The following is a 19,679-nucleotide window of genomic DNA, read 5'->3' on the forward strand; positions in this document are numbered from 1 at the left end:
CACGGCCTTGGCGGCGGGCGCTGGTGGTGCCACGGTCTTCGCCGGCTGGGGGGGGGCGGGCACCTTGACCGGAGAGGGCTTTTCGGCGGCAGCCGATTTCTTGGCCGCAACGGCCGTCGCCCCCGCATTGGTCGACCCCGTGCGCATCGAAACCATGCTGACACTGATGGATGACCGTGGCTGGGGCCTGTCGAACCGCAGGGTTGGGGAAATCACAAAAAGGGCGATCACCACGGCGTGGCAAATCAGGGAAAGTGCCACAGGGTATACCACGGAGGTCTGCCCATCGGTCATCGGTGCATGACTGAAGGAACCCGACACAGGGATGCTCCTTTTCATCAGCCTTTCTTACCGGATGATGGATCCGCGGCGTCCTCGTCGAAGGGATCGGTCACCATGCCCAGCTTCTCGATGCCGGCCGCCTTAATTTCCGCCATCACGGAAACCACCATCCCATATGCGACATCCTTGTCGGCACGGAAAAAAACCTCACGATCGGGCTGACCCTGCATCACATTTTCCAACTTGTCCCGCAACGCCGTCAGCGGCAGCTGGAAGTCGTTGATATAGATATTGTTTTCCCGGTCGATGGTCACGGTGATATTTTCCTTCTCGGATTCCATGGGCTGGGCGCTGACTTCCGGTAAGGCCACATCAACCCCTTGAACCATCATCGGGGCGGTAACCATGAAGATAATCAGCAGAACCAGCATCACGTCCACAAAGGGCGTAACGTTGATATCCGACATAAGCCGGTCACTGCCACTGCCGATAGCCATGAGGCCTCCTTGTGGCGATCTCTATCGCAGGATATCCCGTTCGAGAATATTGAGAAAGTCAGCCGAAAAACTGTTCAGCTCTGTCTCAATGATCCGGATTTTCTGCATGAAATGGTTAAACGCGATAACCGCCGGGATCGCCACGGCCAAACCGGCGGCGGTTGCCACGAGGGCTTCTGAAATACCCGGTGCCACGACGGCAAGGCTGGCCGAGCCGCGCTGACCGATACCATGGAAGGAATTCATGATGCCCCATACCGTGCCGAACAACCCGATGAACGGGGTCGTGTTGCCGGTGGTGGCCAAAAACGGGACCATCTGTCCGAGACGGGTCATTTCGGTGTTAATGGCCCGCCGAAGGGCGCGTTTGACATTGCCGCTACTGGAAAATTCATGGCGTAAGGTCGGTTTTTCCGGCCCACTGTTTTCCTCAACGGCCTTTCCACTGGTGTTGAGTTTGCGCAGTTCGCTATAGGCGGTTCTGAAGATCCGCGCCACCGGGCTGCCATCCAGCTGTTTGGCTTTGGTAAAGGCACTGGCCAAATCCCGACTCTTCCAAAAATAGTCGATAAAAATGTCCGATTGCCTGAATGCCTTGCGGATATAGCGGGCCTTGATGATGATGATCGACCATGATGTTACGGAGAAAAACAGCAACAGCATCAGCACGAACTTTACCATCAGGCTGGCGTTGGCGATGATATGGATATAATCCATCTGGTTAGCACCCATTTACAACACTCCCATTCGAGTATGGAACGCTTTCGGCAGGCTTGGCCGCCCTATGTGCGAAACCGTTCCCGATACGGCAAACAGACCGCAACCCCTTGAAAAAGTGTCTGTATAACTATACAAGCCATCAAACGGTGTCAAGCAGTTTGAAATTTGAAACACCGTATATATAAGGCTTTGCGCGTACGGGGCCGGCGGGCGCCCGATGAACCGTAACACCGGCGCGCTTCCATTCTTCCCGGCACCCCGGGACGCAAAAACCACCCAATGAGGTTGACCATGGATCGAATTGCTGAATTCCTTTTTGAAGCCATGCTGCTCAAACGGGTCCACCGGACCGGCTACCAATTCCTCGGCCCGGGAAAGGAATCCGTTGCCGAACATACGTTTAGCGTGATGTGCATCGCCTGGGTAATGGCCCAACTGAAACCGGAAGCGGACCAGAAGCGGCTCTTGGCCATGTGTCTGGTACACGATCTGCCCGAGGCGCGCATGGGAGACATCAACTATGTGCAGAAGCAGTATGTCACCGCCGATGAATCTGCCGCCGTATCCCATTTGACCCAGGGGCTCTCATTTGGGAATCAAGTCTCAGAATTAATAGATGAATTCAACGCCCGTGAAACGCTCGAAGCCCAACTGGCCCATGACGCCGACCAACTGGCGTTCCTCATCGATTTGAAATCCCTGTCTGACATGGGTTATGCCGCCCCCCCGAAATGGGCCCATCATATTCAGGAGCGCCTGGAAACTTCTGTTGGGATGGAACTTTCTAAAAGCATTGAGAAAACTGAATGGGATTCATGGTGGCTTAAAATTTTCTCTTGACAGGACCCACCCCTCGCAATAAGTGTTTACCCTTGTTCAAAATTTTTGACAATCACTTACAAACGGGAGGCTAAGATGAACTGGATTACCGGTACACTGGGGTCGTCCATCGGCAAAAAACTGATGATGGCCATTACTGGGTTTAGTTTCTGCGGATTCCTGACCGCACATCTGGCAGGCAATCTGACGATTTACGGAGGTCAGGATGCCTTCAACGGCTATGCCGCCCACCTCCATGCCTTGGGACCACTGGTCACCGTGGCGGAAGTGGGGCTGTTGACGTTCGCGTTGATCCATGTCATCACCGGCGTGATCCTTTTTTTGGGCAACCTCAAAGCCCGACCGGTGCGCTACGCGGTCAACAAATCCGCCGGCGGCCGGACCATCGGATCGGCCACCATGCCCTATACCGGCGTCATCCTGCTGGCCTTCATCGTTTTCCACCTGATGAACTTTCACTTTGTGGACAAGACCAACACAACCATTTTTGCCATTGTTTCAAGCGCCTTCACCAGCCCCACCTATGTGGCCATCTACATCGTGGCCATGGTTACCGCGGCGATTCATGTCAGCCATGGTTTCTGGAGCGCTTTTCAGACCGTCGGCGCCAACCATCCCAAATATATGCCGCTGATCCGCACCCTGAGCATCGTCTTCGCCGTGATCGTCGGTGTGGGGTTCGGCTTTCTGCCCGTCTATATTTTCCTGCTGGCCTGATTCGGCGCGGCCATTCGATAACCTCGCAACGGAGGGGCGCTTGACCCCACCTTGTCCAGAAAGGAAATACCATGGCACTTGATGCAAAAATACCCGGAGGACCGATTGCCGAAAAATGGGATCGGCACCGTTTTGAACTGAAGCTGGTCAACCCGGCCAACAAACGCAAATTCGACATTATCGTCGTCGGTACCGGCCTGGCCGGTGGGTCGGCCTCGGCCACCCTGGCCGAGCTCGGCTACAATGTCAAGACCTTCTGCATCCAGGACAGCCCCCGACGCGCCCACAGCATTGCCGCCCAGGGAGGCATCAATGCCGCCAAGAATTATCCCAATGATGGCGACAGCATCTGGCGGCTCTTTTATGATACGGTCAAGGGCGGTGACTTTCGGGCCCGCGAGGCCAACGTCTACCGCCTGGCCCAGGTCAGCAACAACATCATCGACCAGGGCGTCGCCCAGGGCATCCCCTTTGCCCGGGATTACGGCGGACTTTTGGCCAACCGGTCCTTCGGCGGTGCCAGGTATCGCGTACCTTCTATGCACGCGGGCAAACGGGCCAGCAGCTGCTTTTGGGTGCCTACAGCGCCTTGATGCGCCAGGTAGCCGTCGGCAAGGTCAAGATGTTTCCCCGCCGTGAAATGCTCGATGTGGTCGTTGTCGATGGTCACGCCAAGGGCATCATCGTGCGCAACCTGATCTCGGGGGAAGTCGAACGCCATGCGGCCGACGCCGTGGTGCTCTGCACCGGCGGCTACGGCAACGTCTTCTTTCTCTCCACCAACGCCATGGCCTCCAACGTAACCGCCGCCTTCCGGGCCTATAAGAAAGGTGCCTTTTTCGCCAACCCCTGTTTTACCCAAATTCATCCCACCTGCATTCCGGTGCATGGCACCTACCAGAGCAAACTGACCCTCATGAGCGAGAGCCTGCGCAACGATGGTCGCGTCTGGGTACCCAAGAACCCGGGTGAAAAGCGACGCCCTCAGGAGATTCCCGAGTCGGAACGCGATTACTACCTGGAACGGAAATATCCCAGTTTCGGCAACCTGGTTCCCCGGGACGTAGCCTCGCGCAACGCCAAGGAGCAATGCGACCAAGGTAAGGGGGTGGGCGAAACCGGTCTGGCCGTCTACCTTGATTTCGCCGATGCGATCAAGCGCGACGGCAAGGCGGTGATCGAGAAGAAATACGGCAATCTGTTCCAGATGTATGAAAAAATCACGGCCGACAACCCTTACGAAACCCCCATGATGATCTATCCCGCCATCCATTACACCATGGGTGGGCTGTGGGTCGATTACAACCTGATGAGCACCCTGCCCGGTCTTTTCGTCCTCGGTGAAGCCAACTTCTCCGATCACGGCGCCAACCGCCTGGGCGCCAGCGCGCTGATGCAAGGATTGGCCGACGGGTATTTTGTTCTGCCCTACACCATCGGCGGTTATCTGGCCGGGACGCCCAAAACGAACATCACTACCAGCACAAGGCCTTCGACGAATCGGAAAAGGCTGTCACCGGCCGCATGGATCGCCTGCTGGGAATCAACGGCAAACGCACCGTGATGATTTTCACAAGCACCTGGGACGCATCATGTGGGAATATTGCGGTATGGCCCGCACCAATGAAGGACTGGCCATGGCCCAGAAGATGGTCCAGGAACTGCGGGATGAATTCTGGAAGAATGTGAAGATCCCGGGCAACTCAGCTGACTTCAACCAGAGCCTGGAACGGGCCGGCCGCGTAGCCGACTTCCTGGAATTTGCCGAATTGATGCTCATCGACGCCCAGGACCGTCAGGAGTCCTGCGGCGGGCATTTCAACGAACGCTACCAGACCGAAGAGAATGAGGCCCTGCGCGACGACGACAATTTCTGCCATGTGGCCGCCTGGGAATTCACGGGTGACGGCAAGGCCCCGGCATTTCACAAAGAGCCTTTGGTATTTGAAAACGTCAAACTTACGCAAAGGAGTTACAAGTGACCAAGAACATCGACTTGACACTCAAAGTGTGGCGCCAAAAAGGGGCTGCGGACAAAGGCCGTTTTGAAACCTACCGCGCCAACAATATATCGACGGACATGTCATTCCTGGAAATGCTGGATGTGGTTAACGAACAACTCGCCGTCGACGGGAAAGAACCCATCGCCTTCGATCATGACTGCCGCGAGGGCATTTGCGGCATGTGCGGTTGTGTGGTAAACGGCCGCGCCCATGGTGCCGAAAAGGGGACCACCCTTTGCCAGCTGCACATGCGTCACTTCAAAAGCGGTGATACCATCGCCATCGAACCGTTCCGGGCCTTGGCCTTCAAAGTGATCAAGGATCTGGCGGTGGACCGCAGCGCCCTGGACAAGATCATCCAGGCTGGCGGGTACATTTCCGTGGATACCGGCGGGGCCCAGGATGCCAACGCCATTCCCGTGCCCCAGGAGGTGGCCGATCTGGCCATGGATGCGGCCCAGTGCATCGGCTGCGGTGCCTGCGTGGCCTCCTGTCCGAATGCATCGGCCATGCTCTTCACCAGCGCCAAGGTTTCCCAGTTGGCCCTTCTGCCCCAGGGGCGGCCGGAGGCGGCCCGGCGCGCGTTGAACATGGTCCGCACCATGGATGCCCTGGGTTTTGGCAACTGCACCAATGAAACCGAATGCGAAGCCGAATGCCCCAAGGAAATTTCGATCACCAACATTGCTCGGCTCAACCGTGAATACTTGAAGAGCAGTTTCTTTTCGCGCGCCATGTAAACACGTCCCCCATAAGCATGCCTTCACCGGCGGGGATGATATTTTGCCATCCCCGCCGGATGATTCCCAGGCCCCCCGTTCCCTCTTACCTTACGCCCGCCGCTGTCAACCACCGCCCATGGTGCCCCGGGCTTCGTTTGCCCGTGCCCGGACACCTTAAAAACGGCTAAAGTTTTCCCTTTGTCAGCAGATATAAAGCACATAGAAATCGTCAGCCGGTTTCCCAATGATCACATAACCAGCGGCCTCCGCCGATTTCAAACACGCCAGCGACTTAAGCAGCATCCGCCCACGCTATCCAGGCCATGGCATCGATGATGGGGGCTGCTCGAAATCGGTGACAGCGAATTTTCCCTTAAAAGGAGTCAAGCATGCCCATTCAAGACGACGAAACTTTGCAGATGTATCTCGAGGAGTCCATCGAGCACCTGGCGGATATCGAAACCGATCTACTATCCATTGAGGAGGCTGGGGCTGACATCAACGAAGATCTCGTTAACAAGGTATACCGGGCCGCACACTCGATTAAGGGTGGCGCAGGATTCATGGGGCTGACCACGATCAAGGACCTGACCCATGAAATGGAAAATATCCTGGGGAAAATCCGAAGTCGGGAAATGGTTCCGACGCCGGAAATCATCAATATCTTGCTATCGGCCTCGGATACCCTAAAGGCCTTGATGAATGATGTATTTACCAGCAACGAGGTGGATATTTCCCAGCACGTCAATGATCTTCAAGCCATTGCCAGCGGACGTGCCCTGGCGGATACACCCGCCCTGACGGCAGCCGAAAACGAGGTGCCGGCACCTGAGGCGGCTGCCGTGGATGGTACCAGCCCTCAAGGCCAGCAGGTGACCATCGCAGCCGCGGGTGATCCCGATGCAACCCTTGAGGCCGATGAAGCCATCGTGAAAGGGGTAATGGACGAAGGCAAGTGGGTCTACCTCGTAAAGATCGATATCGCCCACGACATCGTCGAAAAAGGCAAATCCACCACTACGGTGATCGAGGACATGGAGCAGACCGGAATCCTGCTTGCCAGCAGTATCGATATCGAAACGGTCAAGGCCCTAAAACCCGAGGACGATTCTCCCGCAGTGCCGTTTGTCATTCTTTTTGGTACGATTCTAAAGCCAGAGGATATCAATGTTCTTTTCGACCTGCCCGACCATCAGATCCATCAGGTTCATGCCGATTTAACGACGCGGGCTCTCGGAGAAGTCCCGGCAGATGTACCCGAGACCAAACCCGAGCCGGTTGCACCAGCCCCAAAAGCCACGGCACAGGTGAAAACCGTTGAGATCCCGACACCATCAAATGCCTCGAAAATACAGCCGAAACGCGTAACCGAGAAGCCGGAGGCCAAAAAGGTCGAAACCGATACCAGCCTGCGCGTGCATGTCAGCCTGCTGGACCAGCTCATGACCCTGGCGGGAGAGCTGGTGCTCAGCCGCAACCAACTGCTTCAATCCATGAGTTCCGAAGACCACCGCGGCGCGGAGATCGCCGGCCAGCGCATCGACCTGATCACTTCGGAACTGCAGGAAGCCATCATGCTGACCCGCATGCAGTCCATCGGCAACGTTTTCAATAAATTTCCACGGGTCGTACGGGATCTTTCCCAATCATTGGGCAAGCGGGTCGACCTGCACCTTGAAGGCAAAGATGTCGAACTGGACAAAACCATCATCGAAGCCATCGGCGATCCGCTAACCCACCTGGTGCGCAACGCCGTGGACCACGGCATCGAACCACCGGACATTCGGCAGCGGTCTGGCAAACCGCAGGTAGGCAAAATCTATCTCAAAGCCTATCATGAAGCGGGCCAAGTCAATATCGAAATCTCGGATGACGGCAAAGGGCTGGATGGTCATGTGCTGACCCAGAAAGCCCTTGAAAAGGGGCTGATCTCCGAAGACCAAGCCAAGGTCATGTCCGATAAAGAAAGGATCAATCTGATCTTCCTGCCGGGATTTTCCACGGCTGAGAAAATCACCGATGTCTCGGGTCGGGGCGTCGGCATGGACGTGGTCAAGACCAACCTGGACAAACTCGGCGGTATTATCGACATCGTGTCCGAGCTGGGTAAAGGCTCGACCATCCGGATCAAGCTGCCGCTGACCCTGGCCATTATCCCCTGTCAAATCGTCATGACCGGTCTGGAGCGCTACGCGATCCCCCAGGTCAATCTGGAGGAGCTGCTGCGCATCCCCGCCAGCCAGGCCAAAGACCGTATTGAACGCGTGGGCGATGCGGAAGTGGTGCGACTGAGGGGCAATCTGTTACCGCTGATCAAGCTATCCGACGTCATCGATACGAAATCCGTTTATATCGATCCCAAAACCGGCCAAAAACGCCTTGATCGCCGGCAAGCCCTGGCCGACCGACGGTCCAAGCAAAGCGGTGTGGACGCCACCGAAAATCATGACCGTTGCTTGTCGACCGAAACAGCACCGGAAGATGCTCAGGAAATGGATACCCGGTCCACTGAAGACCGCCGGTACCATTCCGCCAGTGCCTTGAATATCGTCGTCGTGTCCACCGGAGCCATGAAATACGGCCTGGTGGTGGACGAACTGCACGACTCGGAGGAGATCGTTGTCAAGCCCCTGGGCAGAGACCTGAAAAAATGCAAGGGCTACGCGGGTGCCACCATTATGGGAGATGGCCGGGTGGCCTTGATTCTGGATGTGGCCAATCTGGCCCAGATGGCCGGCTTGACCTCTCTGGAAGGTTCCTCACGGGCGGAGGAAGTCGCCGAGGAGAACCTGCGGACCATTCGCGAGCAAAAAGATCGCCAATCCCTGCTGGTCTTCCGCAGTGCTGAAAACGAACAATTTGCGGCGCCGCTTAACATGGTGGAGCGCATCGAGAAAATCAAATCGACGGATATCGAAACCGTTGGCGGTAAACGCATCATCCGCTATCGGGGGGGCAGCCTGCCGCTCTTCTCTGTCGAGGAAGTGGCGATGGTCCAGCCACTGGCGGACGTCGACGATCTTTTGGTGATTGTCTTCATCCTGAACGGCAAGGAAATCGGCCTGTTGGCCATCGGGCCGGTGGATGCCGTCGAACTCTCCCTGGATGTGGACGGCCAGACCCTCAAACAGCCCGGCATTATGGGGTCGGCCATCATCAACGACCACACGACCCTGATGGTGGATGTCTATGAAATCGTCCAGACCTTGAATCCGCAGTGGTTTGAGTCCTTGGAGAAAATCACCGGCGAAAACGGCGAAGCGGCCAAAATTCTTTTTGCCGAAGACTCCAACTTCTTCCGCAATCAGGTAAAGAGCTACATGGAAGACGAAGGCTATGCCGTGATCGAAGCCGAGGACGGGGCCGTTGCCTGGGATCTTTTGCAGGAGCATGCCGATGAGATCTCCCTGGTGGTGACGGATATCGAAATGCCCAACATGAACGGATTCGAGCTAACCCAACGGATCAAGGAAAGCAATGCGTTCTCTCATCTTCCGGTGATTGCATTGACGACCCTTGCCGGTGAGGAAGATATTGAAAAAGGACGCCAAGTCGGTATCAGTGATTATCAGATCAAACTGGACCGTGAAAAATTGATTCGTAGCATTTATGGATTTTTAAGCAACTTGTAGGCGATATCGAAGGCGCTTCTCAAGGGGAGCGCCCCTTTGCGTTACCGAGGAGACAGGCAATGGCAAAAGCAGTTGCAGAAGCAAAGAAAATGGCCAGCCGTACCGTGGAAATGGCCACTTTTTATGTAGGGCAGGCACTTTGCGGCATGGACATCCTGAACGTCCAGGAAATCAACAAATTGATGGACATGACCACGGTTCCCCAGGCACCGGAATATGTGATGGGAATCCTCAACCTGCGGGGGCAGATCGTGACCATCATCGATCTGGGGAAAAAGCTCAAGCTCAGTGCCACCGAACTGAGCGACATGAGCCGGAACATCATCGTCAATTCAAAAGGGGAATATATCGGCCTTCTGGTTACCCGCATCAGCGATGTCGTCGAAGCGGACCTGGACAAGGTGGAGCCGCCGCCGGCCAACATCGGTGGGGTCCAAGGCAAGTTCTTCAAGGGGGTCTTTAAAACCAAAGACCGCCTGATCGGCATCCTGGATGTGGAAAAAGTATTGAACAATGAGAAATAGAACCCAGCGACGGGTGCCGTTCACCGTCCGAAGCATGGCCAATCCGAATCGTGATGAGGGTAGCGTCTTGATAAATAACAGCAAACCGCTACGTGTGTTGGTTGTCGACGACACGGTCCTGTACCGAAAAATCGTCAGCGACGTGCTTGCGACCATCCCCGGGGTTGAAGTGGTGGGCAGTGCCCACAACGGCAAGGCGGCGGTCAATAAACTGGCTTCCCTGAAACCGGACTTGCTGACCTTGGATATCGAAATGCCGGAAATGAACGGCCTTGAGGTGTTGGCCCATATTCAGCAGCAAGCCCCACACGTCGGTGCCATCATGCTCAGCACCCTGACCCAGGAAGGTGGGGCCATGACCATGAAGGCGCTGGAGTTGGGGGCTTTCGACTTCATTCCCAAGCCGCAATCCGGCACCATGGCGGAAAACCGCAAGAAGGTGGCCGATACCATCACCCCCATGATTCGTGCGTTTCAAAGAAGCGTGCGGCTCACGGGCCGTTCCAAGGTTATGGCGCGCCCAGCAAGCAAACCCAGGGCAGCGCTTTCCCTGCGCAAGGCATCTCCGGCCACTTCGCGGGTGCCACGAACCGTAATCGGCAAATCACGCTCGGAAATTATCGCCATCGGCATTTCGACCGGCGGCCCCAATGCCCTGGCCAAAATGCTGCCCATGATTCCAAAGGATCTGGGTGTCCCCATCGTCATTGTCCAGCACATGCCCCCCATGTTCACCCAGTCACTGGCCAACAGCCTGGCGGGAAAATGCAGCATTGCCGTACGTGAAGCCAAGCAGGGCGAACCGCTTCTGCCCAATACAGCCTTGATCGCACCGGGTGGCAAGCAGATGAAAATCGTCGCTGGTGCCGATGGAAAAACACGTGTAATCAAGATCACCGACGATCCGCCTGAAAACAGCTGCAGACCCAGTGTCGACTACCTGTTTCGCTCCGTGGCGCACCACTATGTCGGACGGGCCACGGGGGTGATCATGACCGGAATGGGGTCCGACGGAACGCAGGGACTGAAGCTGATGAAGCAAAACGGCGCCACGATTATCGCCCAAGACGAGGCCACCTGTGTGGTGTTCGGCATGCCCAAGGAAGCCGTGGAAACAGGGCTTGCGGATGCCGTACGACCGTTGCATCAGATCGCCGACACGATCGTCAAGACGGTCCGGGTGGGATAGGTTCTCAAGACGAGCGCATGGTGAAGCGTACCGCCATGGCGTTGGGAAACGGAATATGATAAAAATCAAACCGGAAGAAATAAAAATTCTCTCCAGCTATATCTATAATTTGTCCGGTATCAGTATCGATGCGTCCAAAGCCTATCTTCTGGAGACCCGGTTTGGAAAGCTTCTGGAAGAGGAAGGCTGCAAATCCTACTCGGAATTCTACCACAAAGCCAAATCGAACTCGGGCGGCAAGCTTGAGAAGAAGATTATCGACGCCATCACCACCAACGAGACTCTCTTTTTCCGTGACACCAACCCGTTCGATCTGCTGAAATTCAAGATTCTTCCCGACTTGATGGACGCCCGGTCGGCCAAGGGAACACGGGCAGGGAACACGCAGCTTAAAATCTGGAGTAGCGCCTGCTCCACCGGCCAGGAAATCTACAGCGTTGCCATTGTTCTCAAAGAGCTCTTCGGTCCATCCGGCGGCCCCAAGGTCAGCCTTGTCGGCACGGACCTGTCCGATGCCGCCGTTGCTCAAGCCAGCGCCGGCACTTACAACAAATTCGAAATCGAAAGAGGACTGCCGCGTGAAAAACTGCAGCGCTATTTCACCATGGCGGGCAACAACTGGAAGATCAAGGATGAGATCCGAGCCATGGCCTCTTTCCGACGCATGAATCTGATGCAGCCGTTTATGGGCCTGGGCAAGTTCGATATTATTTTTTGTCGCAATGTCGCGATCTATTTTACCCTTCCGGATCGGAAAAAATTGTTCAACAAAATTGCCGATGTACTGGAACCCGACGGCTATCTGATCATCGGGTCCACCGAATCATTGACCGGTGTCTGTCCACGGTTTGTTCCCAAGCGCCATTTGCGATCCGTCTACTACCAGTTGAGTTGACCGCTACGCCACCGCCAGTGAAAAAAGCATATCATTTTGGCAGTTTTACCAGGGGAGAATCAAATTATGGCAAACTTAAGCATCCTTGTGGTCGACGACGACCCAGTTACCCGCGCCCTTCTGACCAAGCGGTTGGCGAACGAGGATTACACGGTCGAAACCGTTGAAAACGGCCTGCTGGCCGTCGACAGGCTGGGCCAGCAATTTTACGATGTTGTGTTGACCGATCTGATGATGCCCGGGGGCGTGGATGGCATCGGCGTCCTCGAAGCAGCCAAACGAATCAACATCAAAACCGAAGTCATCTTGATCACGGCCCACGCCTCCATCAACAACGCCATTGAGGCGATGAAGAAAGGCGCCGTGGATTACCTGCAAAAGCCGATCAATTTTGATGAACTCTTCCTGCGCCTGGACAAGATCCGCAATCTGAAAATGCTGATCAAGAACGCCAGCGATCTTCGTGAAGCCATGGATGTAACCGAAAAAACCTCCGCGGAAACCATCCAGGATCTCGAAATCATGGTGGCGGACATGAATCAGCGCCTTACCGCCGTCAAAACCGCGCTGGCGAAAACGGACATCGACGCGGAGAGTCGCATCCGCTTGGTCATGCAGGCATTGGAGACCGCATCGCCGTCTTGATCCGCTTTCGCGATCCTGGTGTTCGCCACCCCCACCGGAAGCGCCCGAGATTGCGTCTCCGGCATCTCTTGGATCGGCCCTTCGATTGAATTCGAAGGGTCCCGTTCCCCTTGCCGCCGCACCTTTTCTATGTCCACGCCCTTTCTATGATGGTCTCGTCCTAGGATGCCCGCCTAAAAGCGGAATCCGCCTTTTCAGTTAACAACCCACTGAAAACATGATAGAACCCTGATCATATTGGCAACATATTGATATTTATTACCCGTTTATCCATTTCAACCCGAACGAACACGGACCATGGAGCTGGCAACCCACTATCTTGACTGGCTGATCGCCCTTGTCGGCAGTGAAGCGCCGATCACCAAGAGCCTGGTTTATGCGGTCACATCCCTTGTGACCGGCTGGATCATCTGGCTGATTGCCAAACGGACGCTGACGCTTCTGGAAAAACGGGCCGACCACCTGCCGCTGATTCAGGTCCAGAAAGAGTTTTTCGCCGTCCTGCGCAAGGCGACGGGGCTAATGCTGATCTGGCTGGTGGGTGTCATCTGGATCCGTCTGCTGCACATGACCGCCTTCGAAAGGATCTTTCACGCGATCCTGATCATTGTTGCCGCGACGCCGATCAAGGCCCTTCTACTCATCGTCCTGGAGTATCTCGAACGCAACCTGGCAGATCGGACAGAAACCCATATCGACAATATCGTTATCGATCTGCTCAACAAGTTCTCCGGTGCGATTGTTTACGCCACGGCGGTGGTTATCGCCCTGGATGTCATCGGCGTCAACGTCATGCCATTCATCGCCGGTGCCGGTGTCATGGGCGTGGCCGTCGGCTTTGCCGCCAAGGACACCCTTTCCAATCTGATTGCCGGAATCCTTCTGATCATCGATCGACCCTTCGAAATCGGCGACCGCATCGAGGTCTGGAGCGCGCCGGCCGGCAGCGCAACCTGGGGCGATGTGATCGATATCGGCCTTCGCGCCACACGCATTCGGACCACGGACAACATCGTGGTCATCATCCCCAACAACGAAATCATGACCCGTGACATCGTCAACTACACGATTATTTCAACCTCCATCCGCGTGCGGGTCAATATCAACGTCGCCTACGACGCCGACATCGCCAAAACCAAAGCCCTGATTATCCAGGCGGCCCAGTTAGCCGACTGGATTCTTCGCGACCCACCGCCCAAGGTGGTCGTAAGGGATTTCGGGGAGTCCGCCGTGTCGCTCCAGTTACGGGTCTGGATCCAGGACGCCCGCAGGCGGATGGACACCATTTCCCACATCACCGATACGGTAAAATCCTTGTTTGAACAACATGACATCGAAATCCCCTACCCCAAACGCGATATCACCTTGATCTCACGCCATCGGGAACAGCAAAAAAATGTTCAAAAGCCTTGATTAATCAGGCAAACCGTCGTATTTTCGGAATTTTCAGAAATCGTCGGATCGGGATGTCACCATGAAACTACCCATGAAAACCGCTGCCGAAGCCCTTGATTTACCTGCTTCAACCTTGGAGCGGTGGATCCGCCAGGGCAGGATTCCCGTTCAGCGAAGTGGCGACGCGGTGATCTTTAGCCAACCAACCCTGGAAAAGTGGGCCGCCCTGCACAGCCTGCCTTTCACCTTGCACGAAACGGAGCCCCCCCAGCAGCTGCTCACCGCCCCTCTCGACTCCCTGGTTTCGGCCATGCAACGGGGAAAAGTCTGCCATGGGGTTGGCGGCAACAACGTGGAGAGTGTGTTGCAATCGGCGGTTTCCCATGTCGACTTTCTACCGGCCGACATGCGCGAGGAGCTATTGACCAAGCTGATTGACCGGGAACACCTGGCATCCACCGGCATCGGCAACGGCATTGCCATCCCCCATCCCCGTGACCCGCTTTCCCAACCGCCCGAACAGGCGATGATCACCACCTGCTTTCTGGAGACGCCGGTCAGTTTCAACGCCATCGACGATCAGCCGGTGTTTGTTCTATTCTTGCTGATCAGCCAGACGGTCAAGCTTCATCTGCATCTGCTTTCCAGGCTCTCCTATTGCATCCGGAACAATGAATTCGTCGAATTCTTGAGAACCCGTCCCGATGCCGCGGCCCTTTTCGAACGGGTATCGGTTTTCGAAACCCGCCTTGACGACTACTGACCGCCGCGGCCGTGGATCCCATGGGTCCGGCATGTGAAAACAGCGGGAACCGGCCTTCGTTCATCTTCATCCGCTTTGGCTGCATCCCAACGGGTGCCTGAAGCCGACATCAGCTATGCCCAATGACACGTTTTCTTAATATATTGAAGCATCCGGGCAACTGGTCGCTTTTCAGATCCGACGACCGGCTGCTCCTGATCCTCTTTGCCGTTATCGTCGGTATTTGCAGCGGCATCGCCGCGCTGTTGCTGAACCGCGGCCTGGAAACGATGCTCGAATGGTTGCACGAGTACCGGGTCCAGTGGTGGGCGGTATTTCTACCGGGTGCCGGCGCCGCGCTTTCGGCCCTTTTTCTGGACAAGATCGTCAACGAGGGCGCCGGCCATGGTGTCCCCGAAGTGATTTATGCCGTATCGCGCTATGGCGGACTGCTGCGCCTGCGCTCCAGCTTTTCACGATTGATTTCAAGTTGTCTGACGATCGGCAGCGGCGGTTCAGCGGCCCGGAAGCACCGGTGGTGATGAGCGGAGCGGCCATCGGCTCGAACATTGCCCAGGCCTTTTCGTTAAATGACCGCCAGCGGGTGGCCTTGGTGGGATGTGGTGCCGCGGGCGCCATTGCCGCCATTTTCAATGCTCCCATTTCGGGAATGGTCTTCGCCGTCGAGGTGATTCTCGGCGAATGGAGCACCATGAACATCATTCCCATCGCCATCGCGGCCGTGGCCGGGACCGAGGTGAGCCGATTTCTCAAAGGCAACCAGATCGTTTTCGACCACCGGGTTTTCAACATTCAGTTTCACGACATCCTGGCCTGCGTGGGTCTGGCGATTTTCTGTGCCATCGCGTCCATCCTTTTGACCCGCGCCATGCGCGTCAGCCACCACGCTTCCACCCGCATCGCCCGGCCGGTTTGGGTGCGTGCTTTCTTGGGTGGCTGCATGGTGGGTTGTATCGGCTATTTCCTGCCTTACGTCCTCGGAGAAGGTTATTCTGCCATTCGCCTGGCCATTGATGGCAGTTTCCCCACCGGCCTGTTATTGATTACCGGCATTTCAATCGTCAAGATCGTCGCCACATCGCTGACCCTGGGCTGGGGCGGATCCGGCGGCATTTTTGCTCCTTGCCTGGCCATCGGGGCCTTCGTCGGGTTGAGTTTCCACCGCCTGATCGCGGCATTGTGGCCCTCGGTGGTATGGGTCAACGAGGGCTGTTTCGCCCTTCTGGGCATGGCCGGTCTGATCAGCGGCATTCTGCAGGCACCGCTGACCGGCATTTTCCTGATCATCGAAATTACCGGCGGATACGAGGTCATCCTGCCGCTGATCGTCGTTTCGGCCATCGCCACCACCCTCTGCCACACCATCGAACCGGCGTCCTTCTATCTGAAGGATTTGGTGGAACAGGGACAGCTCCTGCGCCCCGGCACCGATGCCCGGGTACTGACCGATCTCAGCATCGAGGAATTGCTTGAAACCGATTGCATCTGTATTCACCCCGACATGCGCCTGTCCGAGCTCATCGACATCGTCAAGTCCTCGCATCGCAATTACTTTCCGGTGGAAGATCGGAAGACCGGCAGGTTCCTGGGGATGATTCACCTGGACGATATCCGGCCCTATCTGTTCGATCCGGCGATGCACCACGCCGTGCTCACCGGTCAATTGATGAACACCCGGGTTAAAACCGTTTCCCCTCGCGACGACCTTACTGAGGTCCTGCAAAAAATGGATGATGGCCGCATCTTCAGCATGCCGGTGGTTTCGGATGGCCGTTTCCAGGGAATGATATCAAAGGCCACGCTTTTGGACCGCTACCGCAAGGAGCTGATGGTCCAGACCGGTCGTCTGTAATGTGGGCAACTATCGGGCTCCTTGCGAATCCGTCAAAGGAAAAAGGCACATGGCACAAAAACTATTCCATATTTTTAGAAATACCCCCCTAGGACGCGAAACCCTGCTCCAATCCATCTACTTCTGCCAGAAAATGGGCATTCTGCCGACGGTTTACATTCCAGAATTCACCAAGTTCCTGATGTATTTCGAAAATGACGTCGTCCAGGTAGATCTCGATGGTTCCTACCTCAACGATCCGCCGACGGCCGAGACGCATGCCCGCGAGCTCCTGGAAGCGGCTCAGATCAAACCCGAATTCTTCATACCGAAAAACTATACGGCCTCGACCCTGCCGGACATTCCCACCAATTTCGAATACATGTGCTGTCCGCGAAGTATCAGCGACCTCTCGTCCAAAATCGGTCTGGGATATATCGGGCCGCGGGTTCGCCGCATCATTCAGGCGGCCCGGTTTCCCGTTCTGCTCACCAGCCCGGCCTATAAACCCTGGCAGCATGTCGCCGTCTTTTTCGGCGGCAGCACCAATGCCGTCAATGCCCTGCGCCTGGGGCTGCGGGTGGCCAAGAGCGCCGGCATGCACCTGGATCTTTTTACCCAGTTGGGGAAACAAAGCCCATCCGAATACGAAGCCGTGGTCAAGGACGAAGGGCTTTGGGCCCCCTTACAGATGGTACTCGGCGAATGGACGTTTTTCGAGAAGGGAAACTTCGAAGATAACCTGTATGCCGTTCCCCACGATGCTCTGGTCGTGCTGGGAGCCTACGGCCATGGTCTGATTCACGACATCATGTTCGGCAGCATGATGGAAAAAATTCAATCCACCATCTCCAACACCCTTTTAATTGCCGGCCCCAAATACACGACTGCCGCATAAAGCCGCGTCCAAAGGAGAAAACCATGCCAATCCCCTACCCCGAACCCGCCATGCGCCAGAAGATATTCTCCATGGGACTTGCCGTCGAAACGGTATCGCTTTATCTCTTATGTTGCGCCCTGGTCGATGCCGGCATGCCGATCACGCTCGACGCCCTGGCCGAAAAGTGGAACGAAAGCATCGGCTCCTGGATCGGGAATTAAAACGGCTGGTGGAACGAAACATTATCCAGAAACGTGCAGGGGATGATCCGGCAGCGGTCGTGTATCAGCTTGTAGACGAGAAAAACTGGCAGTAAACCGCTGCCAGGCCAGGGGTTATTCGGATCGACGGGTCATTTTTTTTGCCACGCAGGCATGGATGTGTTCGTCGGTCAGCTCGGTGTTCATTCCCGGGCAGGAAGCGGCCATGGCCCGCCAGTTGTTCACGTCCACCAAGACGGCGGGGATGAATGGCCATTGCCGGCACATCCAGGGCTTCACCGGATGAATCGTGCAGACTTTGTCCCAAAAAATGCAGTATCCGTTTGCCCCTTGGGCGATCACACGCCGGGTACCGGAAATTTGGGTATAACCGCTCACCAACGCCTGCGGGGTGGTCCCCAAATAATCGGCGATGGCCTCGACATCCGCCGGCGTCAGGTAGGTTCCGCCATATCCCTTGCAGCAATCGCCACACAGGGTACACGAAAACAGATCATCGCAAGTCGGTTCAGACTTTGATTCAGGCTTCGGTTCAGATTTCTGGTCAGATTCCATGTCGGCTCTCCATGGCGCGCTTCAACGTTACCTGATCAACATACTTCAAGTCCCCCCCCATGGGAACCCCCGAAGCGATTCGGCTGACAGTCACCGGCAACGGCGCCAGAATGCCGGCAATATAGGCAGCCGTGGATTCGCCCTCACATTGGTGCCCGTGGCAAGGATGATTTCACGAATCGCGTCTCTTTCGATCCGGTCGATCAGTTCGCTGATCCGGATATCATCGGGCCCGATACCGTCCATGGGCGAGAGCACGCCCCCGAGAACATGGTAGCGCCCCTTGAAAGCACCGGATTTTTCAATGGACGCCAAATCGGCCGGTTGTTCAACCACGCAAACCAGCCCATTCTCCCGGGAAGGATCACTGCAAATCCGGCACAGCCGGTCGTCGCTCAAGGCGAAGCACCGTTCGCATAGCCGCATCCGCTTCTTCAACTCAACAATATGGCGTGCCAATTGATGCGCGTCTTCCGCCGATTGCTGCAAAATATACATGGCCAACCGCTCGGCGGTCTTCTGTCCGATTCCCGGAAGACGCGCCAGGCTGCGGATCAGGTTCTTGATGGAAACAGGGTAGTAATCCATAGGGTGCCCAAGCAACCGGCTCAGCCGGATTCACGGCCCCAAGCGATTGCTTCCATTTGGTCTGCGGTAATTACATGAGTCCCGGAATCTTCATCCCGCCGGTGAGTTTACTCATCTCCGATGAAACCATCTGCTGGGATTTGGCCAGTGCGTCGTTGACGGCTGCAAGCACCAAATCTTCAAGCATTTCCACATCCTCCGGATCGACCACCTCTTTTTCGATCTTAATGGAGACAATCTGCTGCGAACCGTTGGCCACCACTTTGATCATGCCGCCACCGGCAGTGGTTTCAACGGTCTTGCTGGCCAACTCCTCCTGCATGCGCAGCATCTTGGATTGAATCTTCTGGGCCTGCTTCATCATGTTTCCCATGCCCTTCATCGGCGTATCCTCCTATCTGATTTTAATCTCTTCGATGGTTCCGCTGAAAATATCCACGGCATCGGCCACCAGCGGGTGATTGAGCACCTGCTGGCGAATGTCTTCCGTCTTTTGCTTGGTCTGGGCAAGCGGCTGCCCGCCCGACGACGCATTCGCCGCCGCGACGTCGAACCCGCGCCCCCCGCCATGCTCGCGGCAGGCAGCCTCGATCAGACGCCGGTTTTTATCGATCATGTTCCGGGTAAAGCCGTTGTCCGGCAGCGCAACCGTGAAAACCGCATCGCTGACGGCGGTCAATTGCGCCTGTGAAAGCGCACCGGCAATGGACGGTTTGGATTCCCGAATGGCGGCGATCACCGCGTCCCAAGAGCCACCGGTCGGCGGCTGTGCCACTGGCG

At 56.1% G+C, this 19,679-nt stretch carries 22 protein-coding genes and 2 pseudogenes; 17 read left to right on the top strand and 7 right to left on the bottom strand.

The window, feature by feature from the left end; translation table 11 throughout:
• The coding region (locus JCM12296_RS40135) for a hypothetical protein (protein WP_172684035.1) at positions 1 to 304 on the top strand (304 nt) is incomplete at its 5' end.
• Positions 305 to 338: 34 nt separating this feature from the next.
• Here the strand turns inward: JCM12296_RS40135 and tolR are convergent.
• Both tolR and tolQ read right to left on the bottom strand, forming a co-directional pair.
• A complete protein-coding gene (gene tolR / locus JCM12296_RS22235; RefSeq protein ID WP_054698196.1) occupies positions 339 to 779 on the bottom strand; it encodes a protein TolR in 441 nt (146 codons plus the stop codon).
• Positions 780 to 800: 21 nt separating this feature from the next.
• Positions 801 to 1,511: a protein TolQ gene (gene tolQ, locus JCM12296_RS22240; protein ID WP_054698199.1), complete on the bottom strand. Its 711-nt coding sequence runs from the start codon at positions 1,509 to 1,511 to the stop codon at positions 801 to 803.
• Positions 1,512 to 1,790: 279 nt separating this feature from the next.
• Between tolQ and JCM12296_RS22245 the strand changes: the two genes are divergently transcribed.
• The 16 genes and pseudogenes from JCM12296_RS22245 to JCM12296_RS22310 all read left to right on the top strand — a co-directional run bounded on the left by JCM12296_RS22245 (position 1,791) and on the right by JCM12296_RS22310 (position 17,756).
• The gene (locus tag JCM12296_RS22245) at positions 1,791 to 2,339 is read left to right on the top strand and encodes an HD domain-containing protein (protein WP_054698201.1); all 549 of its coding nucleotides are present in this window, start codon (positions 1,791 to 1,793) and stop codon (positions 2,337 to 2,339) included.
• A gap of 75 nt (positions 2,340 to 2,414) precedes the next feature.
• Positions 2,415 to 3,056: a succinate dehydrogenase cytochrome b subunit gene (locus JCM12296_RS22250; protein ID WP_054698203.1), complete on the top strand. Its 642-nt coding sequence runs from the start codon at positions 2,415 to 2,417 to the stop codon at positions 3,054 to 3,056.
• 71 nt (positions 3,057 to 3,127) lie between these two features.
• Positions 3,128 to 4,620: pseudogene (locus tag JCM12296_RS22255) on the top strand (fumarate reductase/succinate dehydrogenase flavoprotein subunit).
• 16 nt (positions 4,621 to 4,636) lie between these two features.
• The gene (locus tag JCM12296_RS45380) at positions 4,637 to 5,038 is read left to right on the top strand and encodes a hypothetical protein (protein WP_281492118.1); all 402 of its coding nucleotides are present in this window, start codon (positions 4,637 to 4,639) and stop codon (positions 5,036 to 5,038) included.
• Complete coding sequence (locus tag JCM12296_RS22260) at positions 5,035 to 5,799, top strand: succinate dehydrogenase/fumarate reductase iron-sulfur subunit (protein ID WP_054698205.1); 765 nt, start codon at positions 5,035 to 5,037, stop codon at positions 5,797 to 5,799. The genes JCM12296_RS45380 and JCM12296_RS22260 overlap by 4 nt, the downstream gene beginning before the upstream one ends.
• A gap of 371 nt (positions 5,800 to 6,170) precedes the next feature.
• Complete coding sequence (locus JCM12296_RS22265) at positions 6,171 to 9,413, top strand: hybrid sensor histidine kinase/response regulator (RefSeq protein WP_054698206.1); 3,243 nt, start codon at positions 6,171 to 6,173, stop codon at positions 9,411 to 9,413.
• A 59-nt stretch (positions 9,414 to 9,472) separates the two neighbouring features.
• Positions 9,473 to 9,937 carry a chemotaxis protein CheW gene (locus JCM12296_RS22270; RefSeq protein ID WP_054698208.1) on the top strand — a complete coding sequence of 155 codons (465 nt, stop codon included), beginning with the start codon at positions 9,473 to 9,475 and terminating at the stop codon, positions 9,935 to 9,937.
• Positions 9,927 to 11,126, top strand: a complete 1,200-nt coding sequence (locus tag JCM12296_RS22275) for a protein-glutamate methylesterase/protein-glutamine glutaminase (protein WP_281492117.1) — start codon at positions 9,927 to 9,929, stop codon at positions 11,124 to 11,126. Before JCM12296_RS22270 ends, JCM12296_RS22275 begins: the two co-directional genes overlap by 11 nt.
• A gap of 55 nt (positions 11,127 to 11,181) precedes the next feature.
• Positions 11,182 to 12,021 (top strand): CheR family methyltransferase, encoded by an 840-nt coding sequence (locus tag JCM12296_RS22280; protein WP_054698210.1) that lies wholly within the window; start codon positions 11,182 to 11,184, stop codon positions 12,019 to 12,021.
• A gap of 66 nt (positions 12,022 to 12,087) precedes the next feature.
• Complete coding sequence (locus tag JCM12296_RS22285; protein WP_054698212.1) at positions 12,088 to 12,666, top strand: response regulator; 579 nt, start codon at positions 12,088 to 12,090, stop codon at positions 12,664 to 12,666.
• A 297-nt stretch (positions 12,667 to 12,963) separates the two neighbouring features.
• Positions 12,964 to 14,079, top strand: a complete 1,116-nt coding sequence (locus JCM12296_RS22290) for a mechanosensitive ion channel family protein (RefSeq protein ID WP_054698214.1) — start codon at positions 12,964 to 12,966, stop codon at positions 14,077 to 14,079.
• Positions 14,080 to 14,140: 61 nt separating this feature from the next.
• The gene (locus tag JCM12296_RS22295) at positions 14,141 to 14,824 is read left to right on the top strand and encodes a PTS sugar transporter subunit IIA (protein WP_083456407.1); all 684 of its coding nucleotides are present in this window, start codon (positions 14,141 to 14,143) and stop codon (positions 14,822 to 14,824) included.
• Positions 14,825 to 15,093: 269 nt separating this feature from the next.
• Positions 15,094 to 16,388 (top strand): annotated as a pseudogene (locus JCM12296_RS22300) (chloride channel protein); the annotation flags it as partial.
• Positions 16,389 to 16,490: 102 nt separating this feature from the next.
• Positions 16,491 to 16,676, top strand: coding sequence for a CBS domain-containing protein (locus JCM12296_RS49385; protein ID WP_306304108.1), 186 nt, complete (start codon positions 16,491 to 16,493; stop codon positions 16,674 to 16,676).
• Between the two features lie 49 nt (positions 16,677 to 16,725).
• A complete protein-coding gene (locus JCM12296_RS22305; protein WP_054698228.1) occupies positions 16,726 to 17,553 on the top strand; it encodes a hypothetical protein in 828 nt (275 codons plus the stop codon).
• Between the two features lie 23 nt (positions 17,554 to 17,576).
• The gene (locus JCM12296_RS22310) at positions 17,577 to 17,756 is read left to right on the top strand and encodes a hypothetical protein (RefSeq protein WP_054698218.1); all 180 of its coding nucleotides are present in this window, start codon (positions 17,577 to 17,579) and stop codon (positions 17,754 to 17,756) included.
• A gap of 114 nt (positions 17,757 to 17,870) precedes the next feature.
• Here JCM12296_RS22310 and JCM12296_RS22315 read toward each other — a convergent pair whose 3' ends face one another.
• From JCM12296_RS22315 to JCM12296_RS40140, 5 genes are all read right to left on the bottom strand, one after another.
• Positions 17,871 to 18,311, bottom strand: a complete 441-nt coding sequence (locus tag JCM12296_RS22315) for a YkgJ family cysteine cluster protein (RefSeq protein WP_054698220.1) — start codon at positions 18,309 to 18,311, stop codon at positions 17,871 to 17,873.
• Entirely contained in the window at positions 18,301 to 18,372 is a 72-nt protein-coding gene (locus JCM12296_RS51530; RefSeq protein ID WP_479690878.1) for a hypothetical protein, read from the bottom strand. The genes JCM12296_RS22315 and JCM12296_RS51530 overlap by 11 nt, the downstream gene beginning before the upstream one ends.
• A gap of 29 nt (positions 18,373 to 18,401) precedes the next feature.
• On the bottom strand, positions 18,402 to 18,899 hold the full coding sequence (gene recR / locus JCM12296_RS22320; protein WP_479690877.1) for a recombination mediator RecR: 498 nt from the start codon (positions 18,897 to 18,899) through the stop codon (positions 18,402 to 18,404).
• A gap of 70 nt (positions 18,900 to 18,969) precedes the next feature.
• Entirely contained in the window at positions 18,970 to 19,281 is a 312-nt protein-coding gene (locus JCM12296_RS22325; RefSeq protein ID WP_054698222.1) for a YbaB/EbfC family nucleoid-associated protein, read from the bottom strand.
• A 12-nt stretch (positions 19,282 to 19,293) separates the two neighbouring features.
• A partial coding sequence (locus tag JCM12296_RS40140; RefSeq protein WP_172684036.1) for a hypothetical protein occupies positions 19,294 to 19,679 on the bottom strand: 386 nt, incomplete at its 5' end.

Source organism: Desulfosarcina cetonica JCM 12296 (genome assembly GCF_001311845.1).
GTDB lineage: Bacteria > Desulfobacterota > Desulfobacteria > Desulfobacterales > Desulfosarcinaceae > Desulfosarcina > Desulfosarcina cetonica.